This window comes from Sphingobacterium athyrii (assembly GCF_003071065.1).
GTDB classification, from domain to species: domain Bacteria; phylum Bacteroidota; class Bacteroidia; order Sphingobacteriales; family Sphingobacteriaceae; genus Sphingobacterium; species Sphingobacterium athyrii.
Genome location: NZ_QCXX01000005.1, coordinates 442283 through 464197 on the forward strand (window position 1 = coordinate 442283; position 21915 = coordinate 464197).

At 40.8% G+C, this 21915-nt stretch carries 16 protein-coding genes and 1 rRNA gene; 7 read left to right on the forward strand and 10 right to left on the reverse strand.

Annotation, left to right across the window (positions count from 1 at the left end; translation table 11 throughout):
- Window positions 1-33: 33 nt before the first annotated feature.
- Window positions 34-759: a TonB-dependent receptor gene (locus DCO56_RS19830; RefSeq protein ID WP_146191092.1), complete on the reverse strand. Its 726-nt coding sequence runs from the start codon at window positions 757-759 to the stop codon at window positions 34-36.
- Window positions 760-912: 153 nt separating this feature from the next.
- Here DCO56_RS19830 and DCO56_RS19835 point away from each other — a divergent pair, with 153 nt between their 5' ends.
- The 5 genes from DCO56_RS19835 (at window position 913) to DCO56_RS19860 (ending at window position 6393) form a co-directional block, all read left to right on the forward strand.
- Window positions 913-1908, forward strand: a complete 996-nt coding sequence (locus tag DCO56_RS19835; RefSeq protein ID WP_108635477.1) for a D-2-hydroxyacid dehydrogenase family protein — start codon at window positions 913-915, stop codon at window positions 1906-1908.
- A gap of 196 nt (window positions 1909-2104) precedes the next feature.
- Window positions 2105-3151, forward strand: coding sequence for an aminotransferase class I/II-fold pyridoxal phosphate-dependent enzyme (locus DCO56_RS19840; protein ID WP_108635509.1), 1047 nt, complete (start codon window positions 2105-2107; stop codon window positions 3149-3151).
- Window positions 3152-3398: 247 nt separating this feature from the next.
- Window positions 3399-3683: an HU family DNA-binding protein gene (locus DCO56_RS19850; protein WP_028071165.1), complete on the forward strand. Its 285-nt coding sequence runs from the start codon at window positions 3399-3401 to the stop codon at window positions 3681-3683.
- Between the two features lie 17 nt (window positions 3684-3700).
- Window positions 3701-4537: a tetratricopeptide repeat protein gene (locus DCO56_RS19855; RefSeq protein ID WP_108635479.1), complete on the forward strand. Its 837-nt coding sequence runs from the start codon at window positions 3701-3703 to the stop codon at window positions 4535-4537.
- A 302-nt stretch (window positions 4538-4839) separates the two neighbouring features.
- Window positions 4840-6393, forward strand: coding sequence for an Rne/Rng family ribonuclease (locus DCO56_RS19860; protein WP_077436961.1), 1554 nt, complete (start codon window positions 4840-4842; stop codon window positions 6391-6393).
- Between the two features lie 50 nt (window positions 6394-6443).
- On the opposite strand, the gene miaA is transcribed toward DCO56_RS19860, so the two are convergent.
- From miaA to DCO56_RS19875, 3 genes are all read right to left on the reverse strand, one after another.
- A complete protein-coding gene (gene miaA / locus DCO56_RS19865; RefSeq protein WP_108635480.1) occupies window positions 6444-7343 on the reverse strand; it encodes a tRNA (adenosine(37)-N6)-dimethylallyltransferase MiaA in 900 nt (299 codons plus the stop codon).
- Entirely contained in the window at window positions 7340-8512 is a 1173-nt protein-coding gene (locus tag DCO56_RS19870) for a Gfo/Idh/MocA family protein (RefSeq protein WP_108635481.1), read from the reverse strand. Before DCO56_RS19870 ends, miaA begins: the two co-directional genes overlap by 4 nt.
- 65 nt (window positions 8513-8577) lie before the next feature.
- Window positions 8578-9357 (reverse strand): hypothetical protein, encoded by a 780-nt coding sequence (locus DCO56_RS19875; RefSeq protein WP_108635482.1) that lies wholly within the window; start codon window positions 9355-9357, stop codon window positions 8578-8580.
- Window positions 9358-9620: 263 nt separating this feature from the next.
- Here DCO56_RS19875 and def point away from each other — a divergent pair, with 263 nt between their 5' ends.
- Window positions 9621-10202: a peptide deformylase gene (def, locus tag DCO56_RS19880; RefSeq protein WP_108635483.1), complete on the forward strand. Its 582-nt coding sequence runs from the start codon at window positions 9621-9623 to the stop codon at window positions 10200-10202.
- 55 nt (window positions 10203-10257) lie between these two features.
- Here the strand turns inward: def and DCO56_RS19885 are convergent, their stop codons facing one another.
- From DCO56_RS19885 to DCO56_RS19910, 6 genes are all read right to left on the reverse strand, one after another.
- Entirely contained in the window at window positions 10258-10869 is a 612-nt protein-coding gene (locus tag DCO56_RS19885) for a trimeric intracellular cation channel family protein (protein ID WP_108635484.1), read from the reverse strand.
- Between the two features lie 66 nt (window positions 10870-10935).
- The gene (locus DCO56_RS19890; protein WP_108635485.1) at window positions 10936-13296 is read right to left on the reverse strand and encodes a GAF domain-containing protein; all 2361 of its coding nucleotides are present in this window, start codon (window positions 13294-13296) and stop codon (window positions 10936-10938) included.
- A 14-nt stretch (window positions 13297-13310) separates the two neighbouring features.
- On the reverse strand, window positions 13311-15920 hold the full coding sequence (locus tag DCO56_RS19895) for a BamA/TamA family outer membrane protein (RefSeq protein ID WP_108635486.1): 2610 nt from the start codon (window positions 15918-15920) through the stop codon (window positions 13311-13313).
- 5 nt (window positions 15921-15925) lie between these two features.
- Window positions 15926-16822 (reverse strand): hypothetical protein, encoded by an 897-nt coding sequence (locus DCO56_RS19900; RefSeq protein WP_108635487.1) that lies wholly within the window; start codon window positions 16820-16822, stop codon window positions 15926-15928.
- 4 nt (window positions 16823-16826) lie between these two features.
- Entirely contained in the window at window positions 16827-18839 is a 2013-nt protein-coding gene (gene ppk1, locus DCO56_RS19905; protein WP_108635488.1) for a polyphosphate kinase 1, read from the reverse strand.
- Window positions 18840-18887: 48 nt separating this feature from the next.
- Window positions 18888-20072, reverse strand: a complete 1185-nt coding sequence (locus tag DCO56_RS19910) for a Pycsar system effector family protein (RefSeq protein ID WP_245935877.1) — start codon at window positions 20070-20072, stop codon at window positions 18888-18890.
- A 1613-nt stretch (window positions 20073-21685) separates the two neighbouring features.
- Between DCO56_RS19910 and DCO56_RS19925 the strand changes: the two genes are divergently transcribed.
- A 16S ribosomal RNA gene (locus tag DCO56_RS19925) occupies window positions 21686-21915 on the forward strand; the annotation flags it as partial.

Consider the following 21915-nt stretch of genomic DNA (forward strand, 5'->3'; position numbering starts at 1 on the left):
AACCGACATATTTTGATGATGAGCTGTTGATTGTTATAGATGGTCCAGTTGATTGTCTTTTTCATTTTTACTTATTGTCCAGAAATAACCCAGAAAAACAAAGCGTTTGGCTGTGGGTACGATAGGCCTACGGTCGTAAATGCCCTGTGTGTTCGGACAGTTGGCATATTGATAACCATAGATTGGTGATGCTCCGAGGACATTGCTGACAGAGAAATGGACAATTTTTTGCTGACTGTAGAGGAATGACCAGCTCATTGATAGGTTGTTATAACCTTTGGTGTGAGCGTTCATAAAAAGGGTCTGGTTCGGATTGTTGTAATTTCTTCCTGAAACAAACGAATTTGTCAAACTGAGCTGTGATCGGAGGCCTGCAAACCAGTATTTCCCAACGATAGAGAAGCTATGCTTATAGACATAAGATGGAGTAACCATATAGGGGTAGTTAGCCTCATTTCTTTTGCTGTCCGTGTAGGAGTATGAAATCCAACATTGTAGATTCTTTACGCTGCTGCTGTTTTTGTAAAATACATCAAAACCTTTGACCTTGCCATTACCCTTGTTGTCATACCGACTGTCGTACTTTGGTCTTTGGCTGTTGTATTTTATTAGGTTGTCATATGTTTTGTGATAGGCTTCCAGACGCAACAGGTGCCCACTTTTCTCATAAAAGTAATTTGCGATATAGTGCATGGCGGCCAGCCAGTCCAGTTGGGGATTATATTTTAATAATAGGCTGGGGGCCTGTTGATTATTCAAATTTGTACGCAAACAATTGCTTCTACGAAAAAGAGTGGATGAAATGTCAAAAAATCATGACGAAATGTAGTATTCCGATTTTATGCTGTAAATTAATGTTCGAAATGAAAACCGGTCATCATAAATGAGCGGTGTAAATTAAGTCACAGAAAGATGCGAATTACCATTTTAGATGACTATCAAGATGCTGTCCGACAGTTGGATTGTTTCAAAATACTTGATGGTCATGATGTTCAGATATTGAAACAATCCTATACAGATCCTCATGAATTGGCGGAAAAACTTAAAAACACAGAAGCGTTGGTGCTGATCAGGGAACGAACGAAAATCTCTGCCGAGCTGCTCAGTAAGCTGCCAAACCTCCGGCTCATCAGCCAAACCGGAAAAATTTCCAATCATCTTGATCTGACGACCTGTAGCTTTTATCAGGTTGCTGTTGCAGAAAGTACGGGATCCCCAACTGCTCCCGCCGAACTGACCTGGTTATTAATTATGAATGCTTTGCGGAAACTGCCGCAAGCGATTGCAGCGATGCAAAAAGGGCAATGGCAGACGAATATTGGTCAGTCCGTGGCAGGAAAAACAATGGGGATATGGGGCTACGGTAAAATAGGTCGGCTGATCGCCCAATATGCCAAAGCCTTTGGCGCGGAAGTGATCGTTTGGGGCAGCGAATGTTCAAGGGAAGAGGCTGTGAGGGATGGATTCTTAGCAGCATCCAGTAAATCAGATTTCTTCCATTTTGCGGATGTGGTAACCCTACACCTACGATTGGTGCCAGAAACCCGGGGTATCGTAAAATTGGAGGACCTAAGGTCCATGAAGCCGTCAGCACTATTTGTAAATACTTCGCGGGCGGAACTGGTGGAACAAGGTGCGCTTCTGAAGGCTCTGGAAAGTGGAACTCCAGGCGCCGCTGCTCTGGACGTCTATGAGTCCGAACCGATCACGGATCCCAATTATCCATTGTTGAAAATGCCAAATGTCATCTGTTCTCCGCATTTGGGCTACGTGGAAGAGGATGGGTACGAAAAGCTGTTTAGGTTGGCATTTGAAAATATTGTCGCTTTCGCACAAGGAATACCACAACATATCGCCAATCCAGAAGTACTTACAGCTTACCCCAGATCGACCGGTCAGAGCAATTAACGAGCTTTCTGGAGCACCAATCGACTCTTCGTTCATTGGCAAATGAAGCAATTAAAAGCCTCCTACAATGTTACTCTTTGGTCATAAGTGGAGCTGAGGATTAGGGACGAATGTTTCTGTTACAATTTGATAGGCCAAACCAAATGCGTATTATTGATTACAATACCCTGCATGTAGTAGGGGCTCCATGGTTAAAATGAAAAATTTCACAAAACTTGATCAACCCACTGGGCGGTCCATATATCTGGATGAAAAGGAATACCTCTTTTTTGGGGGAACCTCCTATCTGGGGCTGGCAACGGATAAAGCATATGCCGAACTTTTTATTGAGGGAGTGCGACGGTATGGTGTTAATAACGGGACTTCGCGCAATAATAATGTTCAGCAGGCTATATTTGATCAAGCTGAACAATATGCGGCCATGCGGTTTGGTTTTGGAGCTGGGTTATTGCTGTCTAGCGGCTATTTGGCGACCCAATTTGTTGTCAAAATGTTATCAATGGAGGGAGAACTGCTTTATGCCCCCGCCTGCCATCCCTCCTTGTGGCTTGACATAAACCCTGCTGTAACGGGCGATTTTAGGGACTGGAGTCTGCGAACTGTCGAGTATATCAATCAATCCAAAGCGGCCTCTTTTGTTATCGTGAGCAATAGCTTGGATAATATGACTCCAGAACGATATGACTTCTCGGTTTTTAAGAACGTTTCGGCAATGAAGAAAGTTACCTTGATCCTGGATGATTCTCACGGTATAGGTGTACTGCGTGAAAATGGCATTTCGATCGCTGACCGTGATTTTCTAGGGGAAAATATAGAATTGATTGTTGTTGCCTCCTTAGCAAAGGGTTTAGCGACAGATGCAGGACTGATCTTGGCCAGCGCGAAACGGATTGAACAGCTCAAGAAATCAAATTTTTATACGGGGGCCTCTCCCAGTTCCCCCGCGAGCCTCTTTGCTTTTTTAAATGGGGAACACATCTATCGTAAACAATTTGAAAAATTGCAGGCAAATATTCGTTATTTCGAATCACTTTCTGAGGGATATTTAAATAGCATGGCTAATTTCCCAGTCTTTTCGTCCAAGGATACCAGCCTATATGCAAGGCTGATGGAAGCCGGTATACTGGTCTCGAGTTTCCCTTATCCGCTCCCTACGGATCCCTTATTGAATAGGATTGTGGTCAATGCACATCATACATCCGAAGATTTGGACCGTATTAGTCATGCAATTGGCATATCTTGAATTTTCTATGACATCCAATGAATCAACTTGTTGTAAATTAGGAAATTGTTTTTATTTTTGAGATTTATTTCAGCATTTGTTGGATGTGAAATGGCGTTAATTGATTGTAAATGTTTGGCTTTTGGAAGGTTATTTATCAAAAAAGTGTTTAAATAATTTCCATTCCTCATTTTAAAACAATACTTTTGCATCCCCAAACATTAGTTGGCTTAAGGGTTGAAAAATAAATAATTACAGTAAAATAGATATGACTAAAGCAGAAATTATTGCAGAAATCTCTAACAAAACTGGCTTAGAGAAGGTAGATGTTCAAGAGACCGTAGAGGCGTTCTTCAAAGTTGTCAAAAACGCAATGATCGGAGGAGAAAATGTATATGTAAGAGGTTTTGGTAGCTTCGTAGTCAAAAAAAGAGCTGAGAAGACTGCAAGAAACATTTCAAAAAATACAGCAATCATTATTCCGGAGCATTTTGTCCCTAGCTTCAAGCCAGCTAAGATTTTCGTTGAGAAAGTAAAAAATGGCAATAAATAATCTTAAAATAGATTAAAATGGCAAATACCAAACAAATAATAGTCATAGGAGCAGTTGTAGCCTTGGTTGCTGTGCTATTTGCGCAGCCTATTAAAGGTTTGGTGGACAAAGAAAAACAAACTGCTGCAGCATCTGAATCGAAACCTTCCAATGAAGTAAACTTGGAAAATATCTCTTCGATGACAAAACAAGGTTTAGATGCTAGTTTAGTCAAAGAAATTTCCGATATTGAGGCCCAAGTTGCAAAAGCTTCTGGTGAAGATAAGGTAAAGCTGTTGCAACAGTTGGCAGATAAGTGGGACGACGTCGCAAAACCAGCCCCTCAGGCATTTGTGTATGAGGAAATGGCAAAGGTTTCCCCTCAATTTGAATATTGGTTGAAAGCCGGTAATGCTTATCGTGCTGCTTATACGAATTTGCAAGATTCTACTTTAGCCCAAGCACTCAATCAAAATGCAATTCATGCATATGAGGCAGCGCTAAAAGCGAATTCAAGTAGTCTGGATGCAAAGACAGGATTAGGTGCCGCAATGGTATCAGGGACAAACAACCCAATGGCAGGAATTGCTTTATTACGGGAAGTTGTTGCTGCTGATCCGAAAAACTTAGAAGCGAATAAAACTTTGGGATTGTTTTCATTACAGTCCCGTCAGTTTGACAAAGCCATCGAGCGTTTTAAGACCGTTATCGATCAGAAGCCCGATGCAGAGTCATACTTTTACTTAGCCACAGGCTATGAAAATATTGGGATGAAAAAAGAGGCCGTCACTGCTTTTCAAAAAAGTAAAGAGCTGGCTGCTGATCCATCCCTATCACAATTCATTGATCGCAAGATTGCGGAATTGAGCAAGTAATTAATTTATTATTTATAATCATTAAAAAATTTAGCTATGCCAAGCGGAAAAAAAAGAAAAAGACACAAGATGGCTACTCACAAACGTAAAAAACGTTTAAGAAAAAATAGACACAAGAAAAAATAATCTTGTGATGAGCTTTTAAACATCTTGGCCCATTTTGCTGAGATAGCTTTACGAAACGATCTACATGTCTTTATGGATGTGTAGATTGTTTTTTTCGTAACAACGTTCTTTAAATGTTTAATCGGATACCGAAAATTGCGATAGGATATCGCATAGGTATCAAAAATGAGTAGCTTTTGGTAAAGGAATTAATTATCGATTCAACTCCTGATAAAGGGGTAACTATTGCTTTACTACAGGACAAGCAGCTCGTTGAACTTAACCGTGAGCCCGCAAATAACAATTTTGCCGTTGGGGATATCTATCTCGGACGGATTAAGCGAATTATGCCGGGGCTAAATGCGGCTTTCGTAGATGTAGGCTACGAAAAGGATGCTTTTCTACATTATTTAGATTTGGGTCCCCAAGTTCAATCTTTGCTTAAGCTTACGCGTATCGTAAAGAATGGCAGTTATCAAGAGAAACTGCTCAATAGTTTAAAACTTGAAAAGGATATCGATAAAGCTGGTAAGATCTCTGATGTCTTGAGCAAAAATATGCTCGTGCCAGTACAAATCGCCAAAGAACCCATCTCAACAAAAGGACCTCGTCTGAGCTCAGACCTATCAATTGCCGGTCGTTTTGTCGTTTTGGTGCCTTTCTCAAGTACTGTTTCCATTTCCAAGCGTATCAAAGGCAGTAACGAACGCAACCGCCTCAAAAAGATTGTTGAAGGTATTAAACCAGCTAATTTTGGTGTAATCATCCGTACAGTCTCCGAAGGAAAGGGTGTCGAAGAACTGCAACGTGACTTATTGGACCTGATCTCAAAATGGGAGCTATTTACCAAACGTCTTCGAAATGCTGAACCACCACAAAAGGTTCTCGGCGAAATGGATCGCGCATCCACTATTCTACGGGATATCCTAACGGATGAGTTCTCGCATATTTATGTTAATGATCCTTCGATCTTCGAAGAAACAAAATCATATATACACGATATATCTCCGGATCTGGAGAAAATTGTAAAACTTTACAAACATAAAGAACCAATTTTCGACCATTTCGGAGTTGAAAAGCAAATCAAGGCAGCTTTTGGCAAGACTGTTACTTTGCCCGGCGGCGCGTATCTCGTTATTGAGCATACCGAAGCCCTGCATGTAATCGATGTCAATAGTGGTAACCGTTCTGCCAATAAGGAGAATCAGGAGGATAATGCATTGCTGGTCAATATGGAAGCAGCAAAGGAAATTGCGCGGCAACTGCGCCTGCGTGATATGGGGGGAATTGTAGTCATCGATTTTATTGATATGCATAAGCCCAATCACCGAAAAGAGTTGTATACATTCTTAAAAGAATGTATGGTGTCGGATAGGGCAAGGCATACGATTTTGCCACCAAGTAAATTTGGTCTGGTGCAGATCACCCGTCAGCGTGTAAGACCTGAAATGAATATTGTCACAAACGAGAAATGTCCGGCTTGTGATGGTACAGGGGAAATCCGATCAAGTATTGTCCTAATGGATGATATTGAAAATAATTTGAGTTTTATTCTTCAAGAACAGAATGAGAAAAAGGTGACCTTATGTGTTCACCCGTACATAGACGCCTACATTAAGTCTGGTCTGATTTCTAAAAGAATGAAATGGTTTATGAAGTACGGTAAATGGATTAAAGTAAATCCAATGACGTCATATTATCTAACTGAATTCCACTTTTTCAATGCGAAAGACGAGGAAATCAAGTTATAATAGAAAGAGATTAACGAAAAGGGTTAGTAGTCATACTAGCCCTTTTTTGTTTATATCCAATGGATCTTGATCCCATCCTTTTCCATTTTTCGGAAGTAGGTCATTTGACGTTTGGCATACCGGTGTATTTCCGTTTCCAGTTTGGTGAAGAAGGTCGTGTAATCCACTTGCCCAAGGAGATATAAGGAGGCATACTTGTACTCTAAACCATAATATTGCAGCTGATCATGAGAAACGCCCTCGATCAGCAATTGTTCGACTTCTTGTAGAAATCCGCTTTTGATTCGCTCATTCAATCGTTTACTGATACTTTCCCGTCTTTTTTCTAATGGTGGATTTAATCCAATGACAAGAGCTTCTGGAGCTTGCTGTTTGGGTTTGAACTCGGGGTTCTGTTGGAGAAATTCCAGTATCTCGATGGCGCGGATAATACGTTTATTCGTGGAATGGTCTATCTGAAAATCCAATGGACATGCATAGGTGCTTAGTCGATCCATCAATTCAGGCGCTGTCTTTCCGGCGAGAGACTCTTTGAACCCCGTTATACTCGGAATTAGTGCATAGGGGGTCTGTTGGATAACGCTCTGTAAATATAAGCCCGTTCCACCGCAGAGGATCGTGTGCTTGCCCTTTTTTAAAATGGACTGATGGGCTTGATGGAAGTCCGCAATAAAATTTCCAAGATTGTATTTTGCTCCCGGTTCCTGTATATCGATGAGATGGTATGGAATGCCTTGGTATTCAGTAAGGTCTTTTCCAGTTCCAATATCCATGCGTCGGTAAATTTGACGAGAATCGGCACTGATAATTTCGGCATCAATTTGTTGGGCGAGTTGTACTGCCAGTTTGGTCTTGCCGGAGGCTGTGGGTCCTAGGATAACGATAACTTTCTCTTTCGGAACCGATTGTTGTTCCAAAAGAGAAAGTATAGGTTTTAGTCTGTCTATCACAGAACAAATTTAGTCCATTTTTCTGTTCCTTCATTATTTTTTACGACAGTATCGATGAAGGCCATACCTCTGACCCCGTCATAAACCGTTGGAAAGTCTTGTTCTTCCGCGGTTGGAGTTCTTCCTTCACGTTTTGCGGTAACTGTTGCTGCAAAGTTGCGATAGATATTAGCAAAAGATTCCAATAGCCCTTCTGGGTGACCAGCAGGAACACGTGTATTATGGGTTGCAAACGAGCTCAATGTATAAGGCGCAGCGTATGCATTTCCTGTACGATACAGCTGGCGAGGTTGATCAAGCATTTTGACGATCAGGTTGTTCGGGTCTTCGTTGGCCCATTCCAATCCGCCTTTTTCGCCATAAATACGTATACGAACAGCATTCTCTTCTCCTGCCGAGATTTGTGATGCCATTAATACGCCTTTGGCACCGTTTTGGAAACGCAATAATACGGAGCCATCATCATCCAATAATCGGCCTTCAACAAATGTTGTTAAATCAGCACATAACTCTTCGATTTTTAATCCCGACACATATTCCGCAAGATGAGCTACGTGTGTACCGATATCACCCATGACCAACGACTTGCCCGAGCGTTTTGGATCCGCGCGCCAAGCCGCGCCAGCATTGCCCTCGCGTTCAGTTAAACGGCTCAACCAGCCCTGTGGATATTCAACAACAATTTTTCTTATTTTACCAAAGTGGCCTTCTTTTACCATCGCTTTGGCCTGCTTTACCATCGGATAACCTGAATAGGTATGTGTCAAACATAATGTACGGCCCGTACGCTCTACAGTCTCCTGTAATTCTTTTGCTTCTTCAACAGATACAGTCATTGGTTTTTCAACAACAACATCGAAGCCTTTTTCCAAAGCTAATTTAGCTGGAGCAAAATGTAGAAAGTTTGGAGTAACGATCGTTACAAAATCCATACGCTCCCCCTCAGGAAGCAACGATTCTTTCTCGATCATCTCTTCGTAGTTGAGATAGACACGCTCAGGAGATACAAATAAGTCTTCTCCAGACTGTTTTGAAATCTGTGGATCAATGCTAAATGCGCCACAAACCAATTCAATCTTTCCATCCATAAAAGCGGCAATGCGGTGTACAGCACCAATAAAGGCGTCGTTTCCGCCTCCGACCATACCCATGCGAAGTTTTCTCTTCATAACGTTATTATTTTTTGATTATTTATTTTTCAAATTATTACAGTGTACAATATACACAATTTAGCTTATTTTATATACAAAATCATCTTGATGCTTCCCATGTTTTCCTTTGGAAAGCCAAGTGGAGCCTGATCCATTAATACACTTAGATCTTCTTCGTTACGATAAGTATATCTATGCGCTCCCGCAATCCAGAAGGTGATCGGAGCTGTAATTTCTTTTATCGTAAAGCCGATTTTTTCTAAGGAAGAATGCTGATTCCAGTCCCTGTCGGTATACGTCATAATATCCCCCGGGGAAAAGTCTTTCGAAAAAGCCTTGATTAACTTGCTTAGCCCGCCAATCACGTTATAGCCAGATTTATTGCAAAAGCGCAATAACTCAAAAGAACGGTATTCGTCATTTTTATCGTTCATACGGCGCCCTCCGGAAAAAACAGCTATGGACACGAGTTCGCCCTGCTCATATAGTCCGTATCTGTATTTTCCCGGAAGTGGAGTTTGTAAGTGATGTTCCACGAGGAACTGCTGACTTACTTTTTTATCAATCCGTGCAACGATTGTTTTCCGTGCGTAGATACGACGATTATTCTTCCATTTGGCAACGATGCGCTGAACAATGAGGTCGAATTTTTGTGCTAATATATCCTCGTCTATATGAATGCCCTCTTCGGGGCCCTGAAACCGTAAACGTCTTTCGTTGGGATAGAGAAAGATCTTTTTTGTTAATTCAGAAGAATCAATTTGTAGATATCCATCTAGTTCGATCAGGGGTAACCGCACTGCTAGGTGACGTTCAAGTTCGATTTTGAACCGAATAACAAGATCTTTAAAAGCTGGATTCATAAAACAAAAGTAACTCTTATGGAAGTTCTGGCGAAATATTCGCTTTTAATAATTATCCGTATCTTTGTGCAAAATATGATTGTACTGTGAAATATCCATGCTTAAAAAGCATAACACCGATGCGGGCTAAGCAGCTGCAGGCGAAAAAAAATTTGTGGTATATAATTTATACAGCATATTTCATAGGACTTTAAAAAACAAACTAAGTGCGACGACTTGATTTGTATCAATGACAATCGACACTTATAAATAATTATTTATATATGAAACTTCCGATAGTGGCGTATGGCGACCCTGTATTAAGAAAGGTTGCTGAGGAAATAGATGAAGACTATCCTGATTTAAAGAAATTGATAGATGATATGTTTGATACCATGTATGCTGCACATGGTGTTGGAATTGCGGCGCCACAAGTAGGATTGCCAATACGTATGTTTGTTATTGATGCGACGCCGTTTGCAGAAGATGACGAAGAGAATAAAGAAATGCTCAAATCTTTCAAAAGAGTTTTCATCAATCCGATTATGGTGGAGGAATCTGGTGAAAAATGGGCTTTTGGCGAAGGCTGCCTAAGTATTCCTGATATTAATGAAGACGTACTTCGTCATAAGAATATTCGTATCAATTATTTGGACGAGAATTTTGAGGAGCACGAAGTTGACCTGACCGGATTGGCGGCGCGTGTTGTTCAACACGAATATGACCATCTTGAAGGGAAGCTGTTTACAGACAAATTGAGTACGCTTAAGAAAACGATGTTAAAGGGTAAGTTGGACGCAATTGCCAAAGGCAATATCCGGGTGAGCTATAAAATGAAATTTCCACAGCAAAAGAAAAAGCGTTAGTCCAAACTAACGCTTCTCTTATTTTATTGTAGCGATTGCTTTCCAACCTTATCACTCAGTCCAATCGGGGAAGATATAACCTATACTTAACCGCGGTCATTCGAATCAGAAAAACCACACCGGCAGCAATAATAGCTGCCCAGGACAAATCCAGATTGAGGTGTACAAGCAAAATATAAATTAATCCGCCCGCCAAACAGGCCGTAGCATAGACCTCTTTTTTGAAGATCAAAGGCGTCTCATTGAGGAGGATATCGCGTATCATTCCCCCGCATACAGCTGTAAACATACCAAAGATGATGGCTGCATAGACGTTACTTTCGTAGTTCAATGACTTTTGCACGCCTAAGATGGTGAAGAAACTGATTCCTATCGCATCAAAAAGTGTCAGGGTTCGATAATAGCCATAGAGCTGCCTATTGAAGATGATGGCAATTAAGATGCCTAAGAATATCGCAATAAGATAATTGCTGTCATTTACCCAAACGGGGCGTAAATTTAGAAATACGTCACGCATGGATCCGCCGCCAATAGCCGTCACAAAACCCAAGAAGGCAGCTCCGAAAATATCGATGTCCTTACGCTTTGCGGATAAGGTGCCCGATATCGCAAAAAATAAAGTGCCAAGCAAATCGCTTAAATAAAAATAGTTGGCATCAGTTATCATCGTAATATTGTTATTAAAATAATTCCCTTATTTACGCTCTACTAAATCCAGAGAGATTATACAAATTTAGGAGAAATCCCGATAGTTTAGGTTTACTGTAAGACGAATAGCTTTCAAACCTACTATTCCTTGTACATCCTCCAGTTTGAGGTGCTCTACGGTCCTTTCAATGATGCCCATATCATAAATAGCCTGTATGCTTAGATTAAGGTCTTCTAGCACCTCATCCGACAGATAGACAATGGCAATCTTGTTGACCTGGGTGAGCCTTTCCTTGGTCCGTTTTACCCGTATTTTATCTATTCTTTTTTTGATGATTTCGTAACGGATATTCAATGATCCTTCAACATCAAATCGACGCTCGTCTTCCCGAAAGCTGATATCAATACTGTGTGGGTTAATGAAAATAAGCTGTGTGGTCTCCAAGGTAATTGGTAAATCCTGTTTTGCGTGATGTGCTTTCAGGGCAATACGGGCCATGGAGATAATCTGTTGTCGCCTAAAGATATTGATAAATTCTTTGCTAAAGGTCTGCTGTGGTGTAATGGATTCTCCTATATAGATATCGTATTCGATACCGTCGGTCCTGAATTTTTGAAAATAGGAGGGATAATTGCCCTGGATAAAACTGTTGAAATGATTGAGTTCCTTACTGATGATTTGATTTATCTTCCATAATGAGGTCTCAAATTCATTTCTATAAAATTCTCCGGTTTCACGATTGGTGAAAAAATGCTTGGCATAATGTTCGATAATGGCGTGCTTTGTTGAGAATTCTCTTCTCGCGGCCTCGATAAATGGCTGAACATCTTTTCTGAAGAATTCAATGATCTTGACCATGGATTCATCAAAGGAGATTTGGTCGAGCGACATGGTAATCTGGTCTACCCGTTTTGAAAAATCAATAATGAGCTGATGTGTGCCGTCCCTGGATAGTTCGTCAATGAGAAGAGCCAGTTGTTTCACTTTGAAACTAAAATCCTTTAAAATAGATGCATTGCGGATGACGGTAGAATCCTTTACATCTATAGCTCCATAAAGTGGATAGACTTCCTCGAAAATAACAGGTTTGATATGGGTGTTCTGTTCATCGTTTTCCAGTTCCTGAATATACTGAGCTGCAATATGATTAAACTTCCATTGTACGGCCGGCTGGATTGTTGTAAACCGGTTAATAATAATCTCGTCAATGCGTTTCCTGAACTCTGCCGTGATATCATAGGATAGCTGAGACAGTAGCGGCACAAGCGTGCGGAGGGATTGAATGGTTTCATTGTCCAATTGATCCAGCTGATGACTGTAAATTTCCATAATCCCGGACAAGGCATGGTTATGTATCAATGGAATACACAGATAGGTCTTAACCCCGGACGCCTTGATTCGTTCATCAAAAATGGATGTCGTATTTTTAATGGCATCTAGGGTATTATAAAAAATAAGATGCGGGTGTTTTAGGTAGTTTGCAACTTGCGGATTGATGTTGGTATAGCTATTGCTGGCGTTTGCTTCGGAAATTAAAATACTTTTATTTGTAATGGAATAATCAAAAAAAGGCAGGCCATTTAACTGAAACAATGGAAACAGGCTAAAAATTGTATCCGTACTCTTTAGGATCGGCGCGATGATTTTCTCCAGATCTGATAAAAAAAGATGGTAATTGTATGTGGCAAGATCCAATAAAATAGACTGTATTCTCTTAATAGTATGTTCGAGACTACTTTTTTTGACAGTGAGCATAGTGAACCCGGATAATTCAAAATCTTCTAGCTTAATTGCATTAATGACATGATCCCAGTTGAACAAAGAAGCGTCATTGGTGTTTTTGGTCAGATTTCTCAGGTTGAATTGGGGAAGTTCTTTTTTGGGCTTAATATCAACAAATTTGAAATCTATAGTTAGATCATAATAATCGATGATTTCGCCTTTTTCATTTAAATGATGATAAACAATTGTATTATTTTCTTTGGCAGGCAGTCCGTATAGACGTTCGAAAATAAGCGTATATATCAGCTTTTCTTGGTTGTTTAGGGGCTCTCCATCTTGCAATTGATCTTGGATATCCTGTTCCTCCAATCTATTTTTCCAGAGGTCAAAAAAGGCATCAGTCCCATAAAATGCTTCTTCTGCAAGTGGCGTAGCGAGCGCCCAATATCGTTTAGGATCTGTATCTATAAGCGATACCGAAAGACTATAGATGAGCTGTAAAATATCTTTATAGGCACTTAAATTGTGTTTACATAGCTTGCCGCTGACATGTTCAATTTCTTTTATTCGCTCCAGGGCAAATAATGGAATCATGTCATCAGAAGATATACCACTTTCGGTAAAGGATTCTAGGTATCGAAAGAAAGGTTCAAAATGAAGTTTTTTTTCGAGCTTATAGAATGTGTTTTTACCTTTTGTTAGCTGTACTTTCCTTATTTCCATTTATTGAATATACTTTAGAAGCGAAAGCCTGTACTAAAATAAGGATACCAGCCTTCGTTGGATTTGGCCATTACGAAGTGAAGGGGCAAGGCATTTGCCACGATATAATAAAGCCCTCCGCCGAATCCTTGGTGGAAAGTGGAGCTGTTATGGTCTTTTGCCCAGACTTTTCCAATATCATACATGCCCATGAGGCCTAGCTCCCCAGGCAGAACGTAGCTTTTTATATCATGGATCTTAACACGAGCCTCCAGGTTATTGTAGACCATTTGTTCCCCAGCAAAACGGTATTGGCGATAACCACGTAGATTTTCGTGACCACCAAGAAAAAGATATTGATAGAATGTTGGGTTACCCACGACGGTTCCTCCTCCTACCCTGTTGGCAAATATAATACCTTCGTTAATTGCACTAAAATAACCGGTCATTTCTGCACTTAACTGTGCCGAATGCCGCGAATATTTGTTTAAGCCTAAATAGGATTGTAGCGCAGCTTTAACAAATACACCTTTACTTGGATTGATTTTACGATTACGAGTATCTTGTGTTAGAAAAGCATTTAATCCGGCGAAGGCCTTGTCATGGGTAATGGAGAGACTATCATAGGAATGCAGTGCCTGCGGATTTAGGATAAAACGATCTTGATTTTCAACGGGATCCAGATGATAGAACTGGATATGGGGGCCAATAGCGTAATTTAACGTCGATGATGGATGCCACCTCAGTAGTGGATTGATATTAAAAATATTGAATCGGCTTCGGTAATATTTTGCTCCATACTGATCTTTTAAAAACAAGGAATTGTTGCCCACGCCAAAAAAGTTTTGCGTATTGTCGGGCGCTTTTGCCAGTGCGTCGATAACGAAGTCGGCATTACCTATGACATCTTCCCATTCACCGCGATAATGAATTTTATAGGCACCTGTCCGGAATGCCGTAGCGACTGTAATCTGTTGTTTATAGGTAAAAGGCACTTTCCTAAATCCCCGCTGGTGGGTATATGCTGCGCCAAGCCCCAAAGAAAAACCATCATCAGCATTGTAACCAGCTGTTAATAATGGTAGCCAGGAATTGTATAAATTCACGGGAACAAACGCTGTATTTACGCTATCCTTACCGCGATGTAGCTTGACTCGTTTTTTTTCTCCTAAAATCGTTGAATTGGACGTGTTTTCATAGAGCTTTATTCTTGATCTGCTATTATCAATTACATAGGTCTTTGGCAAACTATCGCCAATTATTCGCAGTTTTATCGGAGAATTTGTATTATTTATTAACAATGAGTCTTGACCCTCAGAAAGATATAATCGGATCTCTTTCGTCAAATTTTTTTCGTAAACTTTGTCCATCAAAGTTTTAGTCACCTGTCCATTTTTGTTGATTTTGGATACCTTGACATTTAATCCCCTGTCTTTGGTGCTGACGATCTCTACCTTCTCGTTCTTATCACTGAAATGGATATCTACAATATTATTGATAAAGCGATAATATTGTTCCATCGCAGTAGGCAGGGCATCACGTCTGCTCTGAAGGGTGCGGAAAATCTGTTCGCCCCGAATGGCTATGGATGATTGAGGCAAGCTGTTGACAGACTGCCGGAGTACCGAATCGGTCAATCGGGCGACAAATTGGTCTACTTCTTTTGTCCATTCTTTGTGGGAGAGCTGATTGCTGGGATGTGCATTTAAAAACCTGGATTTGAAAAGGGAATATCTGATATTTGGAATGCCCATTGTAAACCCTTGCATAACAGGATTTACAAATCGTTGATAAATATCTTTCATTAAAAATCCCTGTGTAACACGTAAGGCCTGATCGCGGTCACGTGGAATGGGAATATAGTCCTTATCTTTGTCATTCGTATTCTGATTTTCATTGTACCAGCGCCATTGATCTTCATGACGATCCCAATCGCTTACCATCACGTCCAACATACGTGCTCTGAGGTATGCCTTGGGTTTAAAATCATCGTCATTGTCTTCCTGGAGTTTGCGCACCGCTTTAGCACTATTATCAGAATCGCCCAGCGGTTCCCGTTCTTCCAATAGGGCTACAGTATTTTCGAATAGCGCTGCGTATTGGCCAAGGATCGGATCTGGTGCGACGAATCCGATAATAGGGTGTGCATGTGGGATGTTGACAGCATTGGCCAGTGCCGGGATCATCAGCGCGGAATAAGGATGTTGCGCACTTGTTGCATCGTCCAGGACATCCTGAACAAAGGTCCCATGCAATTCTTCTGGAATCAAAGATTCTGTTCGTTTATTTACTGATCGAAGGGCCCATTCTCTTCCTGTTGGATCCGTCAATCGAAGTGACACGGATTGCATGCCCCCTCCCTGTTTGATGGGCGTTAGACCTCCGAATAATTTAGAGAGCTGAAGTATGGGTAATGAGGTTTCGGCAGCCCATTCTTTGCGATAGTTTTCTCCCAGAAATGATTTTTTAAATTTGCCCGCCTGTCCATACTTTGCATTTGCGACAACAGTAATACTGTCTTTTATCACGGCTTGTGTCAGAGGCTTGTCTTTGTGTGCTTCAGCTGCCAAGGTCGACTTGTTCTCCTGCTGGGAATAAGCTTGTGCGGTGAAAAAAAGTAAAAGAAATGGTAAGACCCGTTGCATGCTTATTATTTTTCAAATTTATAAATGATTCCTTTGTCCTGATCACCGGCTTCACTGCTGATGTAAAGATTGGATTTTGAATCAAAGTTGATCCCTTCTGGTTGGGGAAATAGCTTTGGATCCAACGGCGTTAAGGATTTGACCTTGAAGTTTTCGTCCGTTACAACGAGCGCCTTGTCAATGGAGGATAAAATATACCATTCATTGCTATCGGTTTTCTTTGCAAGTGCTGACGGTTTGAAGGTCTTTTTGATCTTGGGATCAAGTTTCTTTAGCTCATCGACTTGGATGGCAAATTCGCCTTTTGGACTGAATTTGCCATCCGTTCCAATGGAAAAAATATATCCGGTTGTTTGTGATTGTTTTTTGTCTACCCGGCATTCTTTGCAGAGAACATAAGCGAGGTTAGCTGCTTTATCGACATAAAGTCCTTCATATTCGCCCTTGGGAAGAATGTCTTTTTGCTCAGCGACCGCCTGTATGTTATCTTTATCTGCCATTGGGAAGGAATAGACACTGCCATTGCTCTTTAAAACAAAGAAGTGTGTTTTGCTAATACCAATGTCTTCGTAATCACCGTCTTTTCCGAATTGGCTGAATGTGAGCTTTTGTGTAGGCAAATGGTATTTAAAAAGTAATCCTTGTTCATCTTGAATGGCATAAATCTCTTCATCCTGACCCTCTAAAAATGCGATCCCTGATATTTCGAGCAGCTCGTTGGGTAAACTTATCTTTTCGCCGGACAGCAATTTATAAGGAATTGCCTGTTGCGGTTTTTTGTCGGTTGTTGTGTCCGTAAAATTAGCTGTGCGTTCTTTGTTTGCATTACTGGGGTTGCAGGCTAATAATACCGTGGAAATTATCCCCAATGCAAAAGCGGATAGTCGTGTTGAGTTTTTCATCAATTTAGTTGTTTAAGTAATCAACAATTTGTTGCTGCGATTTATTGCCAATCGGATGTGCTATAGGTAAATTTTGCCCTAGGTCATCAATAAAAGTAGCTTCGATATCGTCAGCGAACTGGATTTCGAAGAGCTGCTGAATCCTTTTGGATAATACTGTTTCCAGTATCGGAAAACAGGTTTCTATCCGACGGTAGATATTGCGATCCATCCAATCTGAGGAACCTAAATATACTTTTGTATCATCGCCGTACCGAAATATAAAGATTCTCCCATGCTCTAAATAGCGACCTACGATCCGTTTAATTTTGATATTTTCACTTAAGCCTTGTACTTGAGGTTTAAGCCGGCAGATTCCTCTGACCAACAATTGTACCTTTACACCGGCTTGGCTAGCCTCATACAATTTATTGATTAACGATTCTTCCTCTAAATTGTTTAACTTAATTTTTATCGAAGTAGTTATTCCTTGCTTGAGCTGAGCAATTGCTTCGTCGATCAGCCCGATGAAAGTTTGCTTTAAATTGAATTGTGCTACCAATAGGTGCTGAAATATAATCTCTGTTGGACTGCTTGGTTTCTTTCTATTGGGTAAAAACTCAAATAGCTGGCCTAGTTCCGTTGTCAGCAAACGATTGGATGTCATCAAAAAATAGTCGGTATATACGGTGGCGGTCTTCTCGTTTAAGTTGCCAGTCCCAAATAGTGCGCTTTCTTTTCCATCTTTTCGTCTGACAAGTGCAATTTTAGCATGTACTTTGAGATTAGGGATACTATAGCTGATTCTTACCCCCTGCTCCTTCATAATTCTGGACCAATGTATATTATTGGCTTCGTCGAAACGTGCTTTTAATTCAACAAACACATTCACTTTCTTGCCATTCTTTGCTGCAGTGGCCAGTGCTTGGGCGATATGCGAATCACCGGCAATTCGATAGAGTGTCGTGTGGATTTCCACAACCTCAGGATCGATAGCCGCTTCGTTAAAAAACCGAAGAATGGGATCAAACGATTCATAAGGAGTACAGATCAATATATCCTCCTGATCGAGCTGGTCAAAAAGGGAATGTTCGAAATCCTGATGTACCTCTATCTGTCGCTGTTTCGGGAAGGACAATGCTTCCTGTTTTACCGGGAAGGAGAAAAAGTCCTTTAGATTATGATAATATCCTCCGGCGACAATACTACTTTTCCGTAGGTCAAAAAGAACTGCAAGTCTTTCGATGAGCTGTTCTGGAAAACCCGGCTGATGTAAGAATCGGGTTGCGTAACCAAGATCTCTTTTATTGACTTCTGCCTCTATTTTCTGAGCGATATCACCATCAAATTCATCTTGCAAATTAAGCTCAGCATCCCGCGTAATTTTGAAGGAGTAGAAATTTAAACTCTTGTCTTTTATTAAGTTGGGTAAAAATAATTTAATGATATCGTCGATGAAGACAACATATGTTTTGGAATTGACCTGACAGGTGAAGAACCGATTAATGCGATCTGCGGGTATATTAACAATGAACAGATCAGCCGTATTATTGTCTGTCAATGCAAAGTACAGGCGGTTGTTGATCGGGAAAAAAGAGAATTCTTCGTTAACAGGAATGATTTGCAGATAAGAAGCAATCGTGCTAAAAAAATATTTGGCGGCAAGAGATTTTACTGCTAATGGAATCTCTTGGTTATAGATTAGGATAATGTTTTCCGCAGCTAACTGCTGAATAATATCAGTTAAAAAGAGTCCAAATTTTTGCTGTTGTTTATCGATAATTTTGGATGCTTTTTTATACGTTCCAATATCGAGATTCGGGATGACCTGGTCAGTAGTCTTTTTTCTAATTTTCTTCCAAGCCATTAATACAGGCATCCGTACACGGTAGAACTCATCTAAGTTTGATGAAAAAATGGCGAGGAACTGTAATTTCTCCAACAATGGTACTGCCGGGCGCCCAGCTTCGTTAAGCACCCTGTCATTAAAGGAAAGCCAACTGATATCTCTGTTGATATATAGGTCTTTTTTTTTCATTCGAAAAATAATCTAAGGAATAATGCGGTTAAAAGAGCTGTATCTATTTTATAAGAGTGTTGCAATAACAAATGAAATAACAGAGATGACCAGGCCAAACATAAAGATGCCATAAGCATAACGTAATAACTTATATTTTCTGCCCAGAACGACACCTTGGGAATAGACATCTTTTGTAAGCATTCCGTATAAAAACTCGGAGTCGACCATTACTTTCTGCATCCCTTCGTTATAGTCGTTGAGTTTCATTTTGTAGAAGTTTCCGAAAAATAATAGATTGACGGTTTTATCCTCGATCTCCTGCTTTGAAAATTTTCCAGCCGGTATTTTGGGGATAGTCGATAATATGGCCATAACCATGGTTGCAACAACAATTACAGTGAGGATAATTGTTGGAAAGATCAGGTGCTCATTGCTATCTAATTTTCTAAACAATACTGCAATGACAACGGATAGAATAATGGAATTGACAGTTAATAGTATGTTCGCTTTATTGTCAGCCATGTCGCTCAGGCGCTGGTTGTTGGACGACGTTATTCGAAACATCGTCTCTATACCACGTTCGGGTTTGGCGCTTTTGTCTTTCTCTTTTTTTGTTTCTTTTTTGTCTTCTTTTTTCTTGGCGTTAGATTTTTCCTGTTTTCGCTCGAGTTCTTTTAAGTTCTGTTCTTTTTTAGCGTTGAGCTTTTGTTGCGCATAATCCGTATGGTAATGATGGCCTGACAAAAGTTTTATCGTACCTGCACGCCAGACATCTTTGTCAATTTCTTTACCCAATACAGCCTCGGCTTCGGCTTTCATAAGTTTGTTCCTATTTTCAAAGTCGTCATTACCAAAATGGAACAGGTCAGCATCACAGAGAATCTGTTCCAGTAGATTGTTTGGGTCCTGAGGCATTCTCGTCGCCAGGATGCAACCTTTGATTTTTTCTTTAATATCTTCGGATATGCCTTTATCTTTCAGAAAGTCCAAAGCTATTTCTACGCTTCTTTTCTCATGGCCAATCGCGTTGTCAGATTCTACATAACCTAGATCATGAAAATAAGCAGCACTAATCACGATAAAATGATCTTCATCGTTTAACTTATAGAACGACGAAATTTCTTCTGCCGCCTGTACTACTGAATGTGTGTGTAGGCTGTTGTGAAAACAATGACAAGAAGATATGTTTTCTACAATATAAGTATTAGAATAGTGCTCTACTTGTTTTAAAAGCTCGTTATAATCTATCATGACCAATATGATGTTTATTTAGAATAAAAGTATTCAATATCTTTAACATCTTGTATATATGTGATCCCTTTTCGTAATTTTTTGATCTAGATCAAGTTTGATAGACTAGAAAGCAGACAAAATCATTGTTTTTTTGTACAGCGTGTGCCCTTTAAGTTTTTTCCTTAAGTGCGATTGCTGCTTTTGATGCCGTGAGACCGCGAACATTTCTGCTTTTCGGGATGTCGTGTTCGGCTGTTGTTCTTTAATTAAGTCTCCTGGGTTAGTTTGATAAGTGGTAGCTTCTCCTCTACCTTTTTGTTGTTTAACCTTATTCTGACTAGTTGTAGTTGCCCAAACACAACTCTACTATTGTTCATGTCGCATCTCCGCTTTTAGTTATGTTATGATCTGTTCAAGTATTGATTTTATAATAGTTTAGAAGTAAGCTAGATTTAGGTTAGGATTTAGTTAGGTTTCGCTTAGCTTTTACCTAAAGAATACCTAAACTAAACCTAAATAAAACCTAAACAAACCCTAACTAAACATTGGATCTGTACCGGCATTGTTGTTGCTGCTTCTGCCTTGTTTTTCTATGGCCCCTGCGGACTGCCCGGCTGTGGTTTTTATGCCTGCCCATGATTCGGTCTCCCTGATCGGGGTGATCCGGCTTATTGGGATTTTTTTTCTGTTTTGGCCCGCTGTCTTTCCGGCGGGTTCTCTGTTTTGTCCAGGCCCGCGTCCCGTTTTCCGGCCTTCCCACGTATCCCCCTATGGATTTCTGTTAGCCGCTCCTCTGCTTTCGGACTGAAGCCCGTCAACGCCGCCGGGTCTCCCGCTTCCGTGCCCTTTTCGGATTCTGGGCGTGTGCCGGGGAGGCTGCTGTCGTTCTTCGGTCCTACCTATGCACCGGACTGCCCCGTAATCCGTGGAGCGGATTTCACGGCGTTCTGTATCCGTGGCACACGTTTACCCTGCCAAAGGGTCATGTCTGAAGCAAAGTATTCCCGCTTTACCTGTTCGGAGGTTTCTCCTTACGGTCCCCGTTAAAAAAGACCGCGAGCTTCCAGCCGAAGTTCCGCGCCGGCTTTCCACTGCGGCTCCGCGGATAACCGGCCTTTCCGGGGCGGAAAGGCCTCCTGCGAAAAAACAATCCGTCAAGTTTCCAGCGAGTTAGGGGTAAAATGAAATAAATAAGAACAAAAGGCTTGGAAGTTTGCCCGAAAACTCCCTATCTTTGCACCACTCCGCAAGGGAGGGACGGTTGCTTCGAAAGAGGGAGCCAATGAAAAAAGAAGGGTCTGATGGGAGTTAGGCGCAGAAATTGGAAAAAGAAAAAGAAAAAAAACTTTAAAAGTTTTTTGGAAGTTCAGAAAAGATTTCTACCTTTGCAGTCCCAACGGAAACGGAGGGAAAACAAAAAAGATAAAGACGGGCCTGGTGCCTATCAGAATATAGCGGATACGGAAGTTGAAGCGAGAGAAGTTCTTTAAGAAAACACAATCATGTAAGCGTGACGAGTAGGAGACGAAAGTCATGAACAAATTCAAGAATTGGTTCAATTCGGTCCAAGATCAGAGATATAAAAAAAGAATTCTGATTATGTAAATAGTTGGAATCAAAAACTTCATTTTACAATGGAGAGTTTGATCCTGGCTCAGGATGAACGCTAGCGGCAGGCCTAATACATGCAAGTCGGACGGGATCCATCGGAGAGCTTGCTCAAAGATGGTGAGAGTGGCGCACGGGTGCGTAACGCGTGAGCAACCTACCTCTATCAGGGGGATAGCCTCTCGAAAGAGAGATTAACACCGCATAATATAACTATTCGGCATCGTCTGGTTATTAAATATTTATAGGATAG